17 protein-coding genes are annotated in these 18,111 nt (G+C 64.7%); 15 read left to right on the top strand and 2 right to left on the bottom strand.

The window, feature by feature from the left end:
* The first annotated feature begins 49 nt into the window (after positions 1-49).
* From ACVCMC_RS15825 to ACVCMC_RS15810, 4 genes are read left to right on the top strand one after another with little or no spacing between them, the layout of a single operon-like run.
* Positions 50-1,942, top strand: coding sequence for a hypothetical protein (locus tag ACVCMC_RS15825; RefSeq protein ID WP_447097994.1), 1,893 nt, complete (start codon positions 50-52; stop codon positions 1,940-1,942).
* Positions 1,932-2,765, top strand: coding sequence for a hypothetical protein (locus tag ACVCMC_RS15820; RefSeq protein ID WP_447097993.1), 834 nt, complete (start codon positions 1,932-1,934; stop codon positions 2,763-2,765). Before ACVCMC_RS15825 ends, ACVCMC_RS15820 begins: the two co-directional genes overlap by 11 nt.
* A complete protein-coding gene (locus ACVCMC_RS15815; protein WP_447097992.1) occupies positions 2,762-3,514 on the top strand; it encodes a DUF6339 family protein in 753 nt (250 codons plus the stop codon). Before ACVCMC_RS15820 ends, ACVCMC_RS15815 begins: the two co-directional genes overlap by 4 nt.
* A gap of 52 nt (positions 3,515-3,566) precedes the next feature.
* On the top strand, positions 3,567-4,805 hold the full coding sequence (locus tag ACVCMC_RS15810) for a type II restriction endonuclease (RefSeq protein ID WP_447097991.1): 1,239 nt from the start codon (positions 3,567-3,569) through the stop codon (positions 4,803-4,805).
* 132 nt (positions 4,806-4,937) lie between these two features.
* Here the strand turns inward: ACVCMC_RS15810 and groL are convergent, their stop codons facing one another.
* Together groL and ACVCMC_RS15800 are read right to left on the bottom strand one after the other, a co-directional pair.
* Positions 4,938-6,587 carry a chaperonin GroEL gene (groL, locus tag ACVCMC_RS15805; protein WP_395120291.1) on the bottom strand — a complete coding sequence of 550 codons (1,650 nt, stop codon included), beginning with the start codon at positions 6,585-6,587 and terminating at the stop codon, positions 4,938-4,940.
* A 132-nt stretch (positions 6,588-6,719) separates the two neighbouring features.
* Positions 6,720-7,013 (bottom strand): co-chaperone GroES, encoded by a 294-nt coding sequence (locus ACVCMC_RS15800; RefSeq protein WP_395120292.1) that lies wholly within the window; start codon positions 7,011-7,013, stop codon positions 6,720-6,722.
* A 233-nt stretch (positions 7,014-7,246) separates the two neighbouring features.
* Here ACVCMC_RS15800 and cutA point away from each other — a divergent pair, with 233 nt between their 5' ends.
* The 11 genes from cutA to ACVCMC_RS15745 all read left to right on the top strand — a co-directional run bounded on the left by cutA (position 7,247) and on the right by ACVCMC_RS15745 (position 18,100).
* The gene (gene cutA, locus ACVCMC_RS15795) at positions 7,247-7,570 is read left to right on the top strand and encodes a divalent-cation tolerance protein CutA (RefSeq protein WP_447097990.1); all 324 of its coding nucleotides are present in this window, start codon (positions 7,247-7,249) and stop codon (positions 7,568-7,570) included.
* A gap of 100 nt (positions 7,571-7,670) precedes the next feature.
* Positions 7,671-9,860: a protein-disulfide reductase DsbD family protein gene (locus ACVCMC_RS15790; protein ID WP_447097989.1), complete on the top strand. Its 2,190-nt coding sequence runs from the start codon at positions 7,671-7,673 to the stop codon at positions 9,858-9,860.
* Positions 9,860-10,423 carry a TlpA family protein disulfide reductase gene (locus ACVCMC_RS15785; RefSeq protein ID WP_447097988.1) on the top strand — a complete coding sequence of 188 codons (564 nt, stop codon included), beginning with the start codon at positions 9,860-9,862 and terminating at the stop codon, positions 10,421-10,423. Before ACVCMC_RS15790 ends, ACVCMC_RS15785 begins: the two co-directional genes overlap by 1 nt.
* A gap of 145 nt (positions 10,424-10,568) precedes the next feature.
* Complete coding sequence (gene aroQ, locus ACVCMC_RS15780) at positions 10,569-11,027, top strand: type II 3-dehydroquinate dehydratase (RefSeq protein ID WP_447097987.1); 459 nt, start codon at positions 10,569-10,571, stop codon at positions 11,025-11,027.
* Between the two features lie 66 nt (positions 11,028-11,093).
* The gene (gene accB, locus ACVCMC_RS15775; protein WP_447097986.1) at positions 11,094-11,561 is read left to right on the top strand and encodes an acetyl-CoA carboxylase biotin carboxyl carrier protein; all 468 of its coding nucleotides are present in this window, start codon (positions 11,094-11,096) and stop codon (positions 11,559-11,561) included.
* Positions 11,562-11,678: 117 nt separating this feature from the next.
* A complete protein-coding gene (gene accC, locus ACVCMC_RS15770) occupies positions 11,679-13,055 on the top strand; it encodes an acetyl-CoA carboxylase biotin carboxylase subunit (RefSeq protein ID WP_395120297.1) in 1,377 nt (458 codons plus the stop codon).
* A gap of 121 nt (positions 13,056-13,176) precedes the next feature.
* A complete protein-coding gene (prmA, locus tag ACVCMC_RS15765) occupies positions 13,177-14,103 on the top strand; it encodes a 50S ribosomal protein L11 methyltransferase (RefSeq protein ID WP_447097985.1) in 927 nt (308 codons plus the stop codon).
* A gap of 70 nt (positions 14,104-14,173) precedes the next feature.
* Positions 14,174-15,016 carry a zinc-ribbon and DUF3426 domain-containing protein gene (locus tag ACVCMC_RS15760; protein WP_395120299.1) on the top strand — a complete coding sequence of 281 codons (843 nt, stop codon included), beginning with the start codon at positions 14,174-14,176 and terminating at the stop codon, positions 15,014-15,016.
* Between the two features lie 216 nt (positions 15,017-15,232).
* Complete coding sequence (locus ACVCMC_RS15755; protein WP_395120301.1) at positions 15,233-15,538, top strand: helix-turn-helix domain-containing protein; 306 nt, start codon at positions 15,233-15,235, stop codon at positions 15,536-15,538.
* A gap of 97 nt (positions 15,539-15,635) precedes the next feature.
* Complete coding sequence (purH, locus tag ACVCMC_RS15750) at positions 15,636-17,246, top strand: bifunctional phosphoribosylaminoimidazolecarboxamide formyltransferase/IMP cyclohydrolase (protein ID WP_447097984.1); 1,611 nt, start codon at positions 15,636-15,638, stop codon at positions 17,244-17,246.
* Positions 17,247-17,389: 143 nt separating this feature from the next.
* Positions 17,390-18,100 carry a glutathione S-transferase gene (locus ACVCMC_RS15745; RefSeq protein WP_395120303.1) on the top strand — a complete coding sequence of 237 codons (711 nt, stop codon included), beginning with the start codon at positions 17,390-17,392 and terminating at the stop codon, positions 18,098-18,100.
* Positions 18,101-18,111 lie beyond the last annotated feature (11 nt).

Raw genomic sequence — 18,111 nt, 5'->3', positions numbered from 1 at the left:
ATGCTGGTTTAACGTTGAATGCGTACTGTTGCAGACTCAGGGGGATCACATGGCACACTGGGAATTCTTGCCCAATCCAGGCAGGGAAGAGGAAGGCCTCGGCCATGCCGGTATCGAGACGTTCAAGGGCTCACCTTATCCCGGCATCGCTCGCGAGTGCTCACAGAACAGCCTCGACGCTTCAGCACGCCGGCCAGACGGCACATCCGAGCCGGTGCATCTCATATTCCGGTTGCTTTTGGCGCGGAGTTCAGAGATTCCTGGGTTGCAGGATCTCAAAGGCACCTTTGCCGTATGCCTGAAGCAGGCCAAGACGCGTAACCACAAGAAGGACAAAGAGTTCTTCGAGCGCGCGATCAGAATCGCTGACCGTCCCAACATCCCTGTGTTGTTGATGGAAGACTATGGTACGACTGGCCTCGTCGGCCCAGCCGTGGAGGGAACAGCTTTCCACGCGTTGGTCAAATCCTCAGGAATCAGTCAGAAAACGGACACCGACGCCGGTGGCTCATTCGGAATTGGCAAGAATGCCGCATTTACCATTTCCAGCCTCCGGACGGTGTTCTACTCCACTTGTTACTTGGACGGAGGCGAGCCGGCATTCCTTGCTCAAGGCAAGAGCATCCTTGTATCCCACGATGAAGGAAGTGGCCCGAAACGCTCCACCGGATACTGGGGTAACGGCGGCTACATGCCAGTCGATAACACCAGTTCTCTTCCCGCATGGCTTCGCCGCAACAGAATCGGCACCACCGTGGCTAGCATCGGCTTCTCAAATGAGCCCGGTTGGGAATGGTTGATGACCGAATCCTTGATTCGGAATTTCTTCTCCGCCATCCAGGATGGATCCATCCGCTTTACCGTCCAACGTCCTGACGTCGGCCCCATAGAGATAGACAAGGACACGGTCACGGCACTTTTCGATGAATCGGAGGTACGCGCAGCCGCGGAAAGTTCGGGCACAACCGACGACCTGACTTTCAGCGCAGCAATGCTGGAAGCACTCAAAAGCCCGGTATCGGAACGGAGTGAGCAGACTTTCGCCCCCATCGGGACCTTCAAGATGACGCTCCTGCAAAAGGACGGATTCCCCCGCCGCCTCGGCATCCTTCGTAACGGCATGTACATCGCGGACAACCTGAAACACTTCGGTCACCCCATGGCCCGCTTCCCGATGTCCAAGGATTTTGTCGCCCTGCTCGAACCGGCCAATCGCGACACCAGCAGCCAGATTCGGGACATGGAGAGCCCCAGACACGACGAAATTTCGCCAGAGCGTATTGATGAACTCGACAAACGCAAGCGGTACAAGTCTGCCATGAAGGCAGTCGGGACGTGGGTCAGAGAAACCATCAAGGCAAGCACCACCAAGCCGGCTGAAGCAGTGATCCTGCTCGACGAGATGAACCGCTTTTTCTCGAACCCGAGTGCAGGCAAGGTGATACCCGATCCGACCAACATCAACAATGACCCCGAACGTCCAAAGATCGCCCTGAAGCCAACTGCACCCAAACCTCGCACAGGCAGTGGAGACACTGGCGAATCAGGCTCATCCGGTGGCCTTAAACAGAGCAAAACAAAAAGCGGCCAGACTTCCGGCGAGAGGCAGGGCCCCGGCCGAGGCGTGGCCGGTGGCAGAGGCGGCAGAAGCATTCCCTACTTTGGGCTTCGCAGTTCCAAGTCGGGCTCGGGCGCCACCCGATTGGTCGCACTCACTCCTGAAGAATCCGCTACGGTAATTCTCGAGATCGTCGCCACAGGCGTCTCCAGTAACGAGGCCCTTGGCATTCGCTCCATCGGCGGAACGCCGTGTTCCAGGTCTCCTAGGGTCTTTCTCGAACAGGGCGCGCGCGCAAATTTCGAAATCGAATTCGACACCCCGTACTCGGGGCCAATTCGCGTAGTTCTCACGCCAATTGATGGAGAAGCCGATGCGCATTGATCACGGCATCAGTTTTCCACATCCTATCCTTTCTTCGGAAACACAGGATTACAGCAAGGGAAGCTTCGAGCTTTTTCTCGACGTCCAGGAAAGCGCAAATTGCAGCGACGCCACACTGCGCGGCAACTTGATTCTCAACGAGCGATCTATCCAGGAGCTGCTGGAGTCCGGAAAGGCTAAATCGGGTCTGATGGTCACGTGCCGCGACACCTATCTGGATCGCTTCGAGGAATGCCTACCCGGAGACATCTCCATCCCGCTCGTCAACGGCATCGTGCGTGGCACAGTGAATGTCCGCGCTGCCGTGATCGCTGTTCGGGACGATCTCAGGCTGGATTCCGAGCACATCGACAAGGAGTTCCCCGATGACGCAAAGATCGTCAATGCCGGAGATGTCTTGGCCTTAAGCGACGAACTGCGTTTCGAGGCTGGCCTCGAAAAGCTTGCTCCACTGGAATCCATTTTCACGCTCGTGAAACACGAGGACGTCCCGAAGGGAAGCTTCAGAATCAACCCTGACGACGAGGCAATTCAGATCATGGTTCATCCTGACCTGCATGCCTTTCTCGGCCTCTTGCGCGGACGTGCCGACCTGTGTGATCTCATGCTCCCATCTGTGTTCCTTCCCGCCATCATGTCGGTACTCGACATCATGCGGGGTGAGTCCGAATTCCAGGACAAGCGCTGGCACGGCGTGATGATGGCTCGCTGCAATGCGGAAGGAATCGACATCGAGAATCACGACTATGCCGAATCAGCACAGAAGCTTCTCGATGCTCCACTGGGCTCGCTGCAGGGCATCATCGAGAGGTTGGATCGATGAGCAAACTCCTTTATGTCGGGCAGCAGGTTGCTGACGACCTGAAGAACAAGGTCGCGGAGAATCTCGATCGCTATCGAGAGGGGAACTTTCGTGACATGGAGAGCAAGGGGGACTGGCGCATTCCTCTATCCATCGATGCAGACCTTGCCAGTCTTGAGCGACTGGAACTCACCGATGGTGCCGCTGCTGAAATCAGCAACTCCCTGATTGTTGGCCACGCGCTTGACAAACTGACCCCGGCACTGGCACGTGAGAATCGTGTATGGATACGTTTGAGCCACGTCGAGTGCCTAGAATACGCACGCAGGCGCTGGCTGCAGTCCACAATGAATGATGATGCACTGACAAAGGCCGTCGCCAAACACTTCTTTGCCCCAACCTTGACTGGTTGCCGTGATGATCATGCGATTGCCCGCCTGTGGTGGAATCATCACATTGCAAAGCTGATCATGCCGGACAACCCAGCCAGAGCGTTGAAAATCACACTGGCAAGGGCAGACATCCGCCTGAACCTTCTCGAACGCCCAGGCCTTGCCGCTCGTCCGATCCTCGCCAAAGGAATCGTTCTGGCTCTCGAGAAGTACAGTCAATTGTTGAACGGGGAAAGACTGTTTCGCGAGTTCATGAAAAAGATCAATCTTCTTGGGGCAGGTATCGCTTTCGAGGTATGGGATGAGGCGCGGATCACACAATTCATGGACCAGTGTTTGTCGGCCGCGCTGAGCACTGACCGGGCCAATCCTTTGTGACGGAAAAGACTGCTGAACGCTACCAAGCTCTTCGACAAGAACCACCGCAGCCATGGAAAAACAAGCGATGAAGCGCGGCCAGCTGTCCGAGTATTTTGAAGGCACAGCCATCAAGCAACTGTCTGCCGTTGAGGCGGACGAGACACGCTCGAACCAACATGAGTACAACGCCACGAAGCCCATGCTGTCCTTCATGGGGAGGCCGACCGAGCCGACCACTCTGCCCACCCGATTCGTCTACCTCGACAATGAAAGTGATGAGCCCATCGTCGAAGATGCGTTCTTAACTCTCTATGACAGTCGTGCGCGTCAGCCACATCGGCCTGCTGAGTACCGCTTCTATTTCCCGACCACAGCCGTATCGCTCAAGGCCTCTCCGGGTGACTTGCTACTGCTTGCCAAACGGCGCGATGAAGGCCTACTGGTCGTGATTGCCGCTTGCGGCTCTAGCGCCGTCGGCCAAATCGAATGGCTTTTCGGCGTGACAGGGGGCGACCTAAGCAAGTTCGCCGTCCGCACTGATGAGCAATTGAAGAACAACGATGTTGGCTTTGCGGCAACTGCCATTCTCGAAAGCATCGGCGTTGAAGTCACACAGCAGGATGATGGTCATCTCGAAGCCATGCTCAAACGTTTTCAGGGCGGCTTCCCGAGCACTCGTGACTTCTCGACGTATGCCAGGGAAACGCTGAATGGAGTCGACCCGCGCGAAGGCCCTGACGAAGCACTTATGGCATGGATGGAAAGGGAGGAGACGCTGTTTCGCATCCTCGAACGACACCTAATTGGGGAGCGCTTGGCCCAAGGATTCGATGCCGATCACGTCGACGACTTCATACACTTCTCCCTGTCTGTGCAAAACAGGCGCAAGAGTCGTGTCGGCTTGGCCCTCGAGAATCATATTGAAGTCATACTTTCGAGCATGGGGATCCGTCACGCGCGAACTGCCGTCACCGAGAACCGCTCCAAACCCGACTTCCTTTTCCCTGGGAGAAACGAGTATCACAACACCAGCTTTGACCCGTTTCGCTTGACGATGCTGGCGGTCAAAAGCACCTGCAAGGATCGTTGGCGTCAGGTTCTTGCTGAAGCCGACCGCATCCGGAGCAAGCACTTGCTCACGATGGAGACATCCATCAGCGAGAACCAGACCGCTGAGATGCGAAGCAAGCACCTGCAACTCGTGGTGCCCCGGGGCCTCCACGCAACCTACACCTCTGTACAGCAGAGATGGTTGTTTGACCTCGATTGTTTTACGCGATGCGTATTGGATCGGCAGCGCCGCATATAAACCATGCGCAAAGAAAAACCCCGCCGAAGCGGGGTTTTTCGTATTGCCGCCGGATTTCCGGGGCGTTGAGCGGCAGCCCTGCCGCTCGAACGCACCGAGTTGATCCGTCGCCGCGTCGCGGCGGGGGACAACTCAGAAATCCATACCGCCCATGCCGCCCATGCCGCCGCCCATGCCGCCGGCGCCGTGGCTGTGCTCTTCCTTCTTCGGCAGCTCGGCGACGATCGCCTCGGTGGTGATCGCCAGGCCGGCGACCGACGCGGCGTGCTGCAGGGCCGAGCGGGTGACCTTGGTCGGGTCCAGGATGCCCATTGCCACCATGTCACCGAACTCGCCGGTGGCCGCGTTGTAGCCGAAGTTGCCCTTGCCTTCCTTGACCTTGTTGAGGATCACGGACGGCTCTTCGCCGGCATTGGCGACGATCGCGCGCAGCGGCGCTTCCAGCGCGCGGCGGGTGATCGCGATGCCCAGGTCCTGGTCGGCGTTGTCGCCCTTCAGGCCCTCGACCGCCTTGAGCGCGCGGATCAGCGCCACGCCACCGCCGGGGACCACGCCCTCTTCCACCGCAGCGCGGGTGGCGTGCAGGGCGTCTTCGACGCGGGCCTTCTTTTCCTTCATCTCGATCTCGGTGCCGGCACCGACCTTGATCACGGCAACACCGCCGGCCAGCTTGGCCACGCGCTCCTGCAGCTTCTCGCGGTCGTAGTCGGAGGAGGTCTCCTCGATCTGCGCCTTGATCTGGCCGATGCGCGACTGGATCTTCTCCGCGTCGCCGGCACCGTCGATGATCGTGGTGTTTTCCTTGGTGATCACCACGCGCTTGGCGCGGCCGAGGTCGTTGATGGTGGTCTTCTCCAGCGACAGGCCCACTTCCTCGGACACGACCTGGCCGTTGGTCAGCACGGCGATGTCTTCCAGGATCGCCTTGCGACGGTCACCGAAGCCCGGCGCCTTGACGGCGGCGACCTTGACGATGCCGCGGATGGTGTTGACCACCAGCGTGGCCAGCGCCTCGCCCTCGACTTCCTCGGCGACGATCACCAGCGGCTTGCCGGCCTTGGCGACGGCTTCCAGCACGGGCAGCAGCTCGCGCACGTTGGAGATCTTCTTGTCGTGGATGAGGATGTACGGGTCATCCATCTCGACCTGCTGCGAGGTCTGGTTGTTGATGAAGTACGGCGACAGGTAGCCGCGGTCGAACTGCATGCCCTCGACCACGTCCAGCTCGTTGTCCAGGCCGGAACCTTCCTCGACCGTGATCACGCCTTCCTTGCCGACCTTCTTCATCGCGTTGGCGATGATGTCGCCGATGTCGGTGTCGGAGTTGGCCGAAATCGTGCCGACCTGGGCGATTTCCTTGTCGTTGGCGGTGGGGTTGGAGAACTTCTTCAGCTCGCCGACGGCGGCGGTCACCGCCTTGTCGATGCCGCGCTTGAGGTCCATCGGGTTGATGCCGGCGGCCACGGCCTTGAGGCCTTCCTGGATGAACGCCTGCGCCAGCACGGTGGCGGTGGTGGTGCCGTCACCGGCCACGTCGGAGGTCTTGGAAGCGGCTTCCTTGACGATCTGCGCGCCGAGGTTCTCGTACTTGTCGGCCAGCTCGATCTCCTTGGCGACGGACACGCCGTCCTTGGTGATCGTGGGCGCGCCGAAGCTCTTCTCGAGCACCACGTTGCGACCCTTCGGGCCGAGGGTGACCTTGACCGCATTGGCCAGGGTGTTCACGCCCTTGAGCAGGCGGGCGCGGGCGTCTTCGCCGAAACGGACTTCTTTGGCTGCCATGATTTTTTTGCCTCAAAAAAATTGAATAAGAATGGGAAACGTCACGAAAGAGCTGCAAGAAGGAGCCGAAGGCGACTGGCGTGCGCGCTTTTGACTTTCGTCGCGCTCAACCGGCCATCGGCCCCGAGCCCATCACCCCTCGATCACCGCCACGATGTCGTCTTCCTTCAGGAACACGAGCTCTTCGCCGTCGATCTTGATTTCCTGGCCGGCATACTTGCCGAACAGCACCGTGTCGCCTTCCTTCAGCGACATCGGGCGAACCTTGCCGTCGGCCATGATCAGGCCGGTGCCGGCGGCGACGACCTTGCCGCGGGTGGGCTTCTCGGTGGCGCTGTCGGGGATGACGATGCCGCCGGCGGAAACGCGCTCTTCTTCGAGACGCTTGACGATGACGCGGTCATGCAACGGACGCAGTTTGCTCATGGAAGGACTCCGATGTCGTTTGAGGTGGAACAAGGCTTTCAAGACCCCGATCCGGCGATCTTGTTAGCACTCGTGGTAGATGAGTGCCAATTCTAGCGACACAAACTGCCGCTGCAAGACGTTCGGACCGGGAACGTACAGCTAATTGGGTGGATGGGTGCAGGTTTCAAGGGGCGGGCGTCGAGCCCGAGGCAGGGGTGCGCGCGGCGGCTCCGCCGGTTAGGCTGGCCGGCATGCCTGACACCGTCCTGCTCTGCTACTGCACCTGCCCCGACCGAGACAGCGCCGGGCGCATCGCCCGGGCGCTGGTCGACGAGCGGCTGGCCGCCTGCGTCAGCGGGATCGCTGCGGTGCGTTCCACCTACCGCTGGCAGGAAGCGGTGCACACCGACACCGAGGAACTGCTGCTGATCAAGACCACCGCCGCCCGCCTGCCGGCGCTGGAACGTCGCGTGCTGGAACTGCATCCTTACGAGGTGCCGGAGTTGATCGCGGTGCCGGTGGCCGATGGCCATGCCGCCTACCTCGACTGGGTGCGCGAGCACAGCCGGGACTGAAGTCCGGCGCGACCAAATGAAGCACGCCGCGGCGCAGCGAACCGGCTGCGCCATAATGAACCGCTGCCCGCGCGCGGGCCCCATGTTTTCCGGAGTCATGATGCGATCGTTGTCCGCCGGCCCGATGTTTGCCCGCCTGCTGCTGGGCGTGGGCCTGCTGCTGGCCGGCCTGCCCGCGTTGGCGCAGGACACCGACGCTCTGCTGCCGGTGACCGAGGCCTACCAGCTCAGCGCCGACGCCGGCACTCCCGGCGTGCTCAAGCTGCACTGGAAGGTCGCGCCGGACTACTACCTCTATCGCGGCCGCATGAAGTTCAAGGCCGGCGACGGCGTCACCCTGGGCCAGGCGCAACTGCCCGAGGGCAGGAAATACCACGATGAATACCTGGGCGACGTGGAGACCTACCACCACGACATCGACGCCAGCATTCCCTACACCGTCGCCACAGGCACCACGCGGCTGAAGCTCAGCGTGCAGTACCAGGGCTGCCACGAGGTCGACCCGAAGATCTGTTACCCGCCGCATACCGAACAACTGGACCTGGCGCTGCCGACCGCCACCGCACCGACCGCACCCGCGGGCTCGCTGGGCGCGGCACTGGACCAGCTCGGCCGCGGCGGACAGAGCGCCGCCACCGGCGTGACGCGGGCGCCGCTGCCGCCCGAGCAGGCGTTCCGCTTCGAGGCACTGGCGCAGAGCCCGCAGCAACTGCTGCTGCGCTGGACCATGCCGGCGGGCTATTACCTGTATCGCGACCACACCACGCTCAAGCTGAGGAAGGCCGACGGCGTGCAGCTGGGGACGCCCGCGTGGCCGGCCGGCGTGCGGCATCAGGACCCGCAGTTCGGCGAGGTCACGGTGTACTTCGACCAGGTCGAAGTGCCGGTGGCGCTCGAAGGCGTACCCGCCAGGTCCGGACCGCTGACGCTGGAGGCGACCTTCCAGGGTTGTCAGGACGGCGGCCTGTGCTACCCGTTGATGACGCGCACGGTGCAACTCGACCCGGGCAGCGGCACGGTCGCCACCGGCATGCCGACCAGCGCCGCCAGGGAGCTGCCGCCGGCCACCAACGGCGGCCCGCTGCGCACCAGCCTGTTCGCCGCACTGGCGTTGGCGCTGGGCGGCGGGCTGATCCTCAACCTGATGCCGTGCGTGTTGCCGGTATTGTCGATCAAGGCGGTCGGCGTGCTGGAGAGCGGCGAAAACCCCGCCACGCGGCGCAGCCATGCCTTGTTCTATACCGCCGGCGTGCTGTGCAGTTTCGCCGCGCTGGGGTTGGGCATCCTCGCCCTGCGCAGCGCCGGTCACGCACTGGGCTGGGGTACGCAGCTGCAGCAGCCGGTGGTGGTCGGCGTGCTGGCCTGCGTGATGCTGGCGGTGGGCCTGTCGATGTCCGGCGTGGTGCAGTTCGGCGCCTCGCTGGGCAATACCGGCGCCGGGCTGGCGCGGCGCGCCGGTCCGGCCGGCGACTTCTTCACCGGCGTGCTGGCGGTGGTGGTGGCCAGCCCCTGCACCGCGCCCTTCATGGGCGGCGCGCTGGCCTATGCGTTCACCGCGCCGATGCTGTCGGCGCTGCTGGTGTTCCTGATGCTGGGCATCGGCCTGGCGTTGCCGTTCCTGGCCATCGGCTTCGTGCCCGCGGTGGCGCGATGGTTGCCGAAGCCCGGGCGCTGGATGGAAACGCTGAAGCAGGTGCTGGCCTTCCCGATGTACCTCACCGCCGCCTGGCTGGTCTGGGTGCTGGCCAACCAGCGCGGCGCCGACGCGGTGGGCCTGGTGCTGGTGGCGATGGTGCTGCTGGCGATGACCTTGTGGTGGTTCGAGCGCAGCCGTTCGCGCGGCGTGGTCAGCAAGCTGGCGGTGGCCGTGCTGGCGGTCGCCACGCTGGTGCCGATGAGCCTGCTCAGCCAGGTGCCGCCGCCAACCGCAGCCCGCATGGCCGACGGCGTGGTGCCCTATTCCGCGGAGAAGCTGGCCGCGCTGCGCGAAGCGGGCACGCCGGTGTTCGTGGACATGACCGCCGACTGGTGCGTGACCTGCAAGGCCAACGAGCACACGGTGCTCGACACCGCGCGCTTCCGCGACCTGCTGCAGCGCACCGGCGCGGTCTACATGAAGGGCGACTGGACCGACGTGAACCCGGCGATCAGCGCCTTCCTGGCCGAGTACCACTCGCCGGGCGTGCCGCTGTACGTGGTGTTCCCGAAGGATGGCGGTCCCGGCCGGCAGCTGTCGACCGTGCTGACCGCCTCGATGGTCGAACGGGCGTTGACCGACGCGGCGCGCTGATGCTCGACCGCACCTCCGGCCTGATCCTGCTGCTCGCCGCGCTGGCCGCCCTGCTCGGCGGCGGGCTGGCCCAATACCGACACCATCGCGCGACAGCCTCCGTTCCGGTCGCCGCGCCGGCCGTGTCGGCGATGGTCGGCAAGCCGCTGCCGGCGCTGACGCTGGCGGATCTGGACGGGCGCATGCACGCGCTGACGGCGTACCGCGGGCGCCGCCTGCTCATCAATTTCTGGGCCAGCTGGTGCGGCCCGTGTCTGCAGGAAATGCCCGCGCTCGACGAAGCCCAACGCAAGTTCGCCGATAATGGGGTGATCGTGCTGGGAATCGCCATGGATCAGCCCGACCACGTTCGTGCTTTTCTGGCCAGGCAACCGGTGAGTTACCCGATCTTGCTGGGCAATATGGAGGCACCGAGCACATCCCTGCAATTGGGCGATGAGGCCGAAATCCTGCCATTCAGCGTGCTGATCGGCGCCGATGGACACATTATCGCGACTCACGCCGGCATTCTTTCGCCGCAGCTGCTGACCCAGTGGTTGGCGCCGCAGCAAGGTGCTCCCTGAGTTCGGCCAAACATACGCCAGCGCAGGGCAATCCCTGCGGGTTCTCCGTTGAACATCGCCGATCTGCCGCGAACTGGACAACATCGCCCGACGCGCGCACACTGCGCCGGGTTCCGGGGCCTCCGGACGCAAGCTGGGTGGTTTCGTGGCGAAGATCCTGGTCCTGCACGGACCCAACCTCAACCTGCTGGGTGCACGCGAGCCGCAGATCTACGGCCGCGAAACGCTGGCCGGGATCAACCAGAGCCTGGCCGATCGGGCGCAGGCGGCCGGCCACGAATTGCAGTGGTTCCAGTCCAATGCCGAGCATGAGCTGATTGCGCGCGTGCACCAGGCGCGCGACGACCGCACCGCCCTGATCCTGTGCAATGCCGGCGCCTTCACCCATACCAGCATCGCGCTGCGCGACGCGTTTGCGGCGGTGGCCATCCCGTTCATCGAAGTGCACCTGTCCAACGTGTTCGCGCGCGAGCCGTTCCGCCACCACTCGTATCTGTCGGATCTGGCGCTCGGCGTGATCTGCGGCTTCGGCAGCGCCAGCTACGCACTGGCGCTGGACGCGGCGATCCAGCGGCTGCAGGCGCAGCCTGCCGCCGACGCCTGACCGGCGGCACCCTCTTTCCCCTTCCAGCCGCCTCCACGGCGGCATGACTGACCAAAGGCTGATCCGATGGATTTGCGCAAAATCAAGAAGCTGATCGACTTGCTCGAGGAATCCAACCTCGCCGAACTGGAGATCAAGGAGGGCGAGGAAGTCGTGCGTCTGTCGCGCGTGCCCAAGGGCACCGCACCGGTCGCGGCCGCCGCGCCGGTGGTCGCCGCCGCGCCTGCCGTGGCCGCCGCCCCGGTGGCTGCTGCGCCCGCCGCCGCTTCCGAAGCGCCGCCCGCCGACGCCCTGCCGGCCGGCCACGTGGTCAAGGCGCCGATGGTCGGCACCTTCTACGCCTCCGCCTCGCCCGGCGCCCCCGCCTTCGTCAAGGTCGGCCAGCAGGTCAAGGCCGGCGACACCCTGGGCGTGATCGAGGCGATGAAGATGTTCAACCAGATCGAAGCCGAAGTCGCCGGCACCGTACAGGCCATCCTGATCGAGAACGGCCAGCCCGTGGAATTCGACGAACCGATGTTCGTGATTGCGTGATTCGGCGGGGGATACGGAACGGGGAACGGTGGATGGGGAAGAGCCGGCCGCTACGGCATTGCGCTCATCGTCATCCACCGCTCCCCGCTCCCGTCCCCTGCTCCTTCGGAGCTTCCCATGCTAGAAAAAGTCGTCATAGCCAATCGCGGTGAGATCGCGCTGCGCGTGCTGCGCGCGTGCCACAGCCTTGGCATCAAGACGGTCGCGGTGCACTCCACCGTGGACCGCAACCTGAAACACGTCGGCCTGGCCGACGAGGCGATCTGCATCGGCCCGGGGCCGTCGGCGGACAGCTACCTCAACATCCCGCGCATCATCGCCGCAGCGGAGATCACCGACGCCCAGGCCATCCATCCGGGCTACGGCTTCCTTTCCGAGCGCGCCGACTTCGCCGAGCAGGTGGAGCAGTCCGGCTTCATCTTCATCGGACCGACCGCCGACGTGATCCGCCTGATGGGCGACAAGGTCGAGGCGATCCGCGCGATGAAGGCGGCCGGCGTGCCCTGCGTGCCCGGCTCCGGTGGTCCGCTGACCGAGGATGTCGACGCCAGCATCAAGATCGCGCGCGAGATCGGCTACCCGGTGATCATCAAGGCCGCCGGCGGCGGCGGCGGCCGCGGCATGCGCGTGGTGCGCACCGAGGCGCACCTGGGCAACTCCATCGTGATGACCAAGCAGGAGGCCAAGGCGGCCTTCGGCAACGATCAGGTCTACATGGAGAAGTTCCTGGAGAACCCGCGCCACGTGGAGATCCAGGTGCTGGCCGATGGCCAGGGCCACGCCATCTATCTCGGCGAACGCGACTGCTCGATGCAGCGCCGCCACCAGAAGGTGGTCGAGGAAGCGCCGGCGCCGGGCATCACGCCCGAGCTGCGCGCGCAGATCGGCAAGGTCTGCGTCGACGCCTGCCTGCGCATCGGCTACCGCGGCGCCGGCACGTTCGAGTTCCTGTTCGAGAACGGCCGCTTCTACTTCATCGAGATGAACACCCGCATCCAGGTCGAGCACCCGGTGACCGAATTCATCACCGGCGTGGACCTGGTGCGCGAGCAGTTGCTGATCGCCGGCGGCCAGCCGTTGTCGATCCGGCAGGAAGACGTGCACATCACCGGCCATGCCATCGAGTGCCGCATCAACGCCGAGGACCCGGACACCTTCATGCCCAGCCCCGGCACGGTGAAGCGCTTCGAGGCGCCGGGCGGCCCCGGCGTGCGCGTGGACACCCACCTCTACGACGGCTACAGAATCCCGCCGAACTACGATTCGATGATCGGCAAGCTGATCGTCCACGGCCCGGATCGCAAGACCGCCATCGCGCGCATGCAGCTGGCGCTGGCCGAAACGGTCATCGAAGGCGTCAAGTGCAACATCCCGCTGCAGCAGCGGATCATGGCCGACGTCGGCTTCCAGCACGGCAGCCAGAATATCCATTACCTGGAAAAACGCATGGCCGAACAGAAGGAAAAGGCTGCCGCCGGTGCGGCAGAGAAGTGAGTGAAGAGCAGTTGAGGAGTGAGAGAAGGCCGGCGCGCCCGTGCTTCTCTCCACCTTTGACACACTCGCCAAGCCTCGCCCTTCTCTCGTTCCTCACTCCTCTTCACTCACTCCTCGCCTCATGCCCTTCCTCGAACTCTCCCTGATCATCCGCACCGAACAGCAGCCGCGCGTGGAAGAGGCGCTGGAGGATCTGGGCGCGTTGTCGATCACCCTGCGCGATGCCGACGCCGAGACGCCGGACGAGCAGGCGATCTTCGAGCCGGGCGTGGGCGAGTTGCCGCTGTGGCCGACGATCACGCTGGATGCGCTGTTCGACGAGCACGCCGACCGGCGCGGCATTGCCGCGGCACTGGGCGACCTGTTGCCATGGCTGGAACCGGATCAGCTGAGCTTCCGCGACGTCGCCGACCAGGACTGGGAGCGCGCGTGGATGGACCAGTTCAAGCCGATGGCGTTCGGCCACCGGTTGTGGATCTATCCGTGGAACATCGAGCCGCCCGTCGATGACGGCAACATCGGCCGCTCCGATGCCTCCATGCGCGTCGTCGTGCGGCTCGACCCGGGCCTCGCCTTCGGCAGCGGCACCCACCCGACCACCGCGCTGTGCCTGGAATGGCTGGACGGGCTCGACCTGCACGGCAGGACGATCACCGATTACGGCTGCGGCTCCGGCATCCTGGCCATCGCTGCGCTGAAGCTCGGCGCCGCTGCCGCAATCGGCATCGACAACGATCCGCAGGCACTCACGGCCTCGGCCGACAACGCCGCGCGCAACGGCGTGGCCGATCGCCTGACGCTGTTCCTGCCGGAAGATCGCCCCGACGGCGCCACCGACGTGTTCGTCGCCAATATCCTCGCCGGGCCGCTCGATTTGCTGGCGCCGACCTTCGCGGCCGCGGCAAAACCCGGCGCGCCCTTCGCGATCTCCGGCATCCTCGCCGGCCAGCAGGACGAGTTGCTGACGCGCTACGCGGAATGGTTCGAGGACTTGCGCGCAGACCTTCGCGACGACTGGGTGCGCATCAGCGGGCGTCGTCGCCGCTGACGCCGCCGCTGCATCCGCATGCTCCGGACAGCCTGTTAAGCTTGGGCGATACCGGTTGAAGCGGCGACGCATGTATACCCAATGCCCCGAATGCCTGTCCGTGTTTTCGCTGGATGCACAGACACTGGCGAAGGCTCACGGTCACGTGGTGTGCGGGCATTGCAACGCCAGCTTCGGCAGCCTGGCCACGCTCACCGAGCAATTGCCGCCCGAGCCGTTCGTCGAACTGGCCGTCAACGAGCCCGCGCTGGAACCGCCGCTGCTGGACCTGGTGGTCTATCGGCCGCAACCCGAGCCGGTGGTGGTGGCGACCGAACAGCCGGCCAGCGCGCCGCCCGAGGATTTTTCGCAACTGGTGTTCACGCCGCGCTTCGCCCGCCAGTCGCGCGGCCGCGCGGGCAAGCGCACGCGCGGGAAAGCCCATCGCCTGCGCGCCGCCTCGGGCGAGCGCAACTGGCCGTGGATACTTGCCTGCGGCGTGCTGACACTGCTGTTGCTCGCGCAACTGGGGTGGGCCAAGCGCGACGCCCTGATCCGCGATCCCACCGTAGGCGGCTGGTTGCGCAGCAGTTGTGCCGTGCTGCACTGCCGGCTGCCGCTGGTGGCCGCGCCGGCACGCCTGCGCCTGCTCGCCAGCAACGTGCAGGCGCACCCCAGCGTGCCGAACGCGCTGATGATCAGCGCCAGCGTGCGCAACGACGCCAGCTTCGCGCAGCCCTATCCGGTGGTGACGGTGACGCTGTCCGACGCGCAAGGCCAGCGACTGGCCATGCGCCGGCTGCAGCCGACGGAGTACCTCGACGACCCTGCGACCTTGCGTCGCGGCCTGGCGCCCGGTGCCGTGGCGGTGTTGCTGCTGGAGGTCAAGGACCCCGGCGACCAGGCCGTCGCGTTCGAGTTCGGCTTCGAGTGAAGCGTGCAGCGCCCCATGGGCAACGACGCCTCGGCTGAACGGATCAGGGTCTCCCGCGCTTGTCGAGGGACTTAAAATCGACCGCGCACAAGGGTAGACTCAAGCGCTCGCACCGAGTGCCCGCCGGCACTCGATCCATGCTGCGAATGCACCAACCGACACCAGAGAACGCAGCGGCCCTCGCAGCCGCCGCACCGCATGCGAGGGAAAGTATCCGTGAATGCCGCCAGACTGCCTGCCGCCGAGGCTGCCGTATCGACCTCGTCGCAAGCTGCGCTTGCGCACGGCTCCGGCAGCGCACTGAGTGAGTGCGTCAGCCGCACGGTGCGACGCTATCTGGCCGACATCGGCGACACCGAATGTGCCGAGGGCCTGCACGCGCTGGTGCTGCACGAAGTCGAAGTGCCGCTGCTGCGCGAGGTGCTGGCCTTCCACGGCGGCAACCAGAGCCGCGCCGCCGTGGCGCTGGGCATCAATCGCGCCACGCTGCGCAAGAAGCTGGCGGCGCACGGGTTGCTTTGAGGCCGCTGACGCGGGATGGGGGATTGGCAACAACCCAGATCACCGCCCGGCCCGCCACTGCAACCACGAATTTTCCATCCCTGATCCCGGAGCCATCATGTCCGTCCCTGCCGTCGTTCCCGTTCGCCGCGCGCTGCTCAGCGTTTCCGACAAGACGGGGTTGGTCGAGTTGGCGCGGCGGCTGGCGGCGAAGGGGGTGGAACTGCTTTCCACCGGCGGCTCGGCGCGCACGCTGCGCGAGGCGGGCATCGCGGTTACCGAGGTCAGCGACGTCACCGGCTTCCCCGAGATCATGGACGGCCGCGTGAAGACGCTGCACCCGAAGGTGCACGGCGCACTGCTCGGCCGGCGCGGCACCGACGATGCGGTGATGGCCGAACTCGGCATCGCGCCGATCGACCTGCTGGTGCTGAACCTCTACCCGTTCGAGGCCACGGTGGCAAAGCCCGACTGCACGCTGGAGCAGGCGATCGAGAACATCGACATCGGCGGTCCGGCGATGCTGCGCTCGGCGGCGAAGAACTGGAACGACGTGGCCGTGCTGACCTCGCCCGCGCAGTACGACGCGGCGCTGGAGGAGATCGAGGCGCAAGGCGGCCTGACTCGCGCGACGCGCTTCAAGCTGGCGGTGGCCGCGTTCAACGACGTGTCCAGCTATGACGGCGCGATCAGCGATTACCTGTCCGCGCTGCAACTCAACGACGCCCAGGACGCCATCGCCGGCCACGACATGTTCCCCGGCCAGGTCAACGGCCGCTTCGTCAAACTGATGGACCTGCGCTACGGCGAGAACCCGCACCAGAGCGCCGCGTTCTACCGCGACCTGTATCCGGCGCCGGGCACGCTGGCCACCTTCCGCCAGCTGCAGGGCAAGGAGTTGTCGTTCAACAACATCGCCGACGCCGACGCCGCGTGGGAATGCGTGCGCAGCTTCGTCAAGCCGGCCTGCGTGATCGTCAAGCACGCCAACCCCTGCGGCGTGGCGGTGAGCCTGGACGGCATCGGCAAGGCGTATGATCTGGCCTTCCAGACCGATCCCACCTCGGCCTTCGGCGGCATCATCGCGTTCAACCGCGAAGTCGACGGCGCTACCGCGAAGGCGATCGTCGAGCGCCAGTTCGTCGAGGTGGTGCTGGCGCCGGCCTACGCGGATGACGCGCTGAAGGCATTCCACAAGAAAGGCAACGTGCGCGTGCTGGTGATCCCGCTGCCGACGCACGGCGAACTGCGTGATGCCCACCCCGGCATGCACTCCAAGCGCGTCGGTTCGGGCCTGCTGCTGCAGAGCGCCGACACCGGCATGATCACCGCGGCGGACCTGAAAGTGGTCACCTGCAAGGCGCCCACCGAAGCGCAGATCCACGACCTCATCTTCGCCTGGAAGGTGGCCAAGTTCGTCAAGTCCAACGCCATCGTCTATGCGAAGAATCGCCAGACCATCGGCGTCGGTGCCGGCCAGATGAGCCGCGTCTACAGTGCGAAGATCGCCGGCATCAAGGCCGCCGACGAGAAGCTCGAAGTGCGCGGCTCGGTGATGGCCAGCGACGCGTTCTTTCCGTTCCGCGACGGCATCGACGCGGCGGCCGAGGCGGGCATCGCCGCGGTGATCCAGCCCGGCGGCTCGATGCGCGATGGCGAAGTGATCGCCGCCGCCGACGAACACGACATCGCGATGGTGTTCACCGGCATGCGCCATTTCCGCCACTGAGCGCACGTCCCGCAGGAGCCCGCTCGCGGGCGATGCTTTTCCCGGGGATTCGCAAAGGCAGGAGCATAGCCCGCGAGCGGGCTCCTGCACGTCGCGTAGTAATGTCACGCCGCAGCATCGGATATCCCGCTGCGGAGGCTGCCATGCGCTACGAACTGTATTACTGGAGCGGCATCCAGGGCCGCGGTGAATTCGTGCGGTTGGCGCTGGAGGATGCCGGCGCCGATTACGTCGACGTGGCGCGCGAGGAAGGCGACGATGCCATCGTGCGCTACCTCGACGGCGCGCACGAAGGCGCGTTGCCGTTCGCGCCGCCGTTTCTCAAGGCCGGTCGGCTGGTGATCGCGCAGACCGCGAACATCCTGCAATACCTGGGCCCGCCACTGTCGCTGCTGCCGCAAGGCACCAGCGTGCGGCGCTACGCCCACCAGCTGCAATTGACCATCGCCGACCTCGTGGCAGAAGTGCACGACGCGCACCACCCCATCGCCAGCGGCCTTTACTACGAAGACCAGCGCGAGGAAGCCCGCCGCAGGGCCGGCGACCTGCGCACGCAGCGGCTGCCGAAGTTTCTCCACTACTTCGAGCAGGTGCTGGAGCGCGGCGGTGGCCGCCACGCCCTGCGCCGGCACTCCTGCGTCGACCTGTCGCTGTTCCAGCTGATGAGCGGCCTGAACTATGCGTTTCCCCGCACGATGCAACGCCTGCACGCCGGCCTGCCGTTGCTGCACGCGCTGCACGCCAACGTGACCCAGCGCCCGCGTATCGCGGCCTACCTGGCGTCCACGCGGCGCGTACCGTTCAATGAAAGCGGCATCTTCCGCCACTACCCGGAGCTGGACGACCCGGCCTGAGCGGCCGCGCC

The organism is Rhodanobacter sp. UC4452_H20, from assembly GCF_052978205.1.
This window is presented reverse-complemented; position numbering and strand designations above follow the sequence as displayed.

Bases quoted from the DNA above. Each gene is read 5' to 3' on its own strand.
- ACVCMC_RS15815 (WP_447097992.1), top strand. From the start codon at position 2,762: ATGAGCAAACTCCTTTATGTCGGGCAGCAGGTTGCTGACGACCTGAAG.
- ACVCMC_RS15800 (WP_395120292.1), bottom strand. From the start codon at position 7,013: ATGAGCAAACTGCGTCCGTTGCATGACCGCGTCATCGTCAAGCGTCTC.
- groL (WP_395120291.1), bottom strand. From the start codon at position 6,587: ATGGCAGCCAAAGAAGTCCGTTTCGGCGAAGACGCCCGCGCCCGCCTG.
- ACVCMC_RS15820 (WP_447097993.1), top strand. From the start codon at position 1,932: ATGCGCATTGATCACGGCATCAGTTTTCCACATCCTATCCTTTCTTCG.
- ACVCMC_RS15760 (WP_395120299.1), top strand. From the start codon at position 14,174: ATGTATACCCAATGCCCCGAATGCCTGTCCGTGTTTTCGCTGGATGCA.
- cutA (WP_447097990.1), top strand. From the start codon at position 7,247: ATGCCTGACACCGTCCTGCTCTGCTACTGCACCTGCCCCGACCGAGAC.
- ACVCMC_RS15785 (WP_447097988.1), top strand. From the start codon at position 9,860: ATGCTCGACCGCACCTCCGGCCTGATCCTGCTGCTCGCCGCGCTGGCC.
- ACVCMC_RS15745 (WP_395120303.1), top strand. From the start codon at position 17,390: ATGCGCTACGAACTGTATTACTGGAGCGGCATCCAGGGCCGCGGTGAA.
- accB (WP_447097986.1), top strand. From the start codon at position 11,094: ATGGATTTGCGCAAAATCAAGAAGCTGATCGACTTGCTCGAGGAATCC.
- purH (WP_447097984.1), top strand. From the start codon at position 15,636: ATGTCCGTCCCTGCCGTCGTTCCCGTTCGCCGCGCGCTGCTCAGCGTT.
- prmA (WP_447097985.1), top strand. From the start codon at position 13,177: ATGCCCTTCCTCGAACTCTCCCTGATCATCCGCACCGAACAGCAGCCG.
- ACVCMC_RS15790 (WP_447097989.1), top strand. From the start codon at position 7,671: ATGCGATCGTTGTCCGCCGGCCCGATGTTTGCCCGCCTGCTGCTGGGC.
- ACVCMC_RS15810 (WP_447097991.1), top strand. From the start codon at position 3,567: ATGGAAAAACAAGCGATGAAGCGCGGCCAGCTGTCCGAGTATTTTGAA.
- accC (WP_395120297.1), top strand. From the start codon at position 11,679: ATGCTAGAAAAAGTCGTCATAGCCAATCGCGGTGAGATCGCGCTGCGC.
- ACVCMC_RS15825 (WP_447097994.1), top strand. From the start codon at position 50: ATGGCACACTGGGAATTCTTGCCCAATCCAGGCAGGGAAGAGGAAGGC.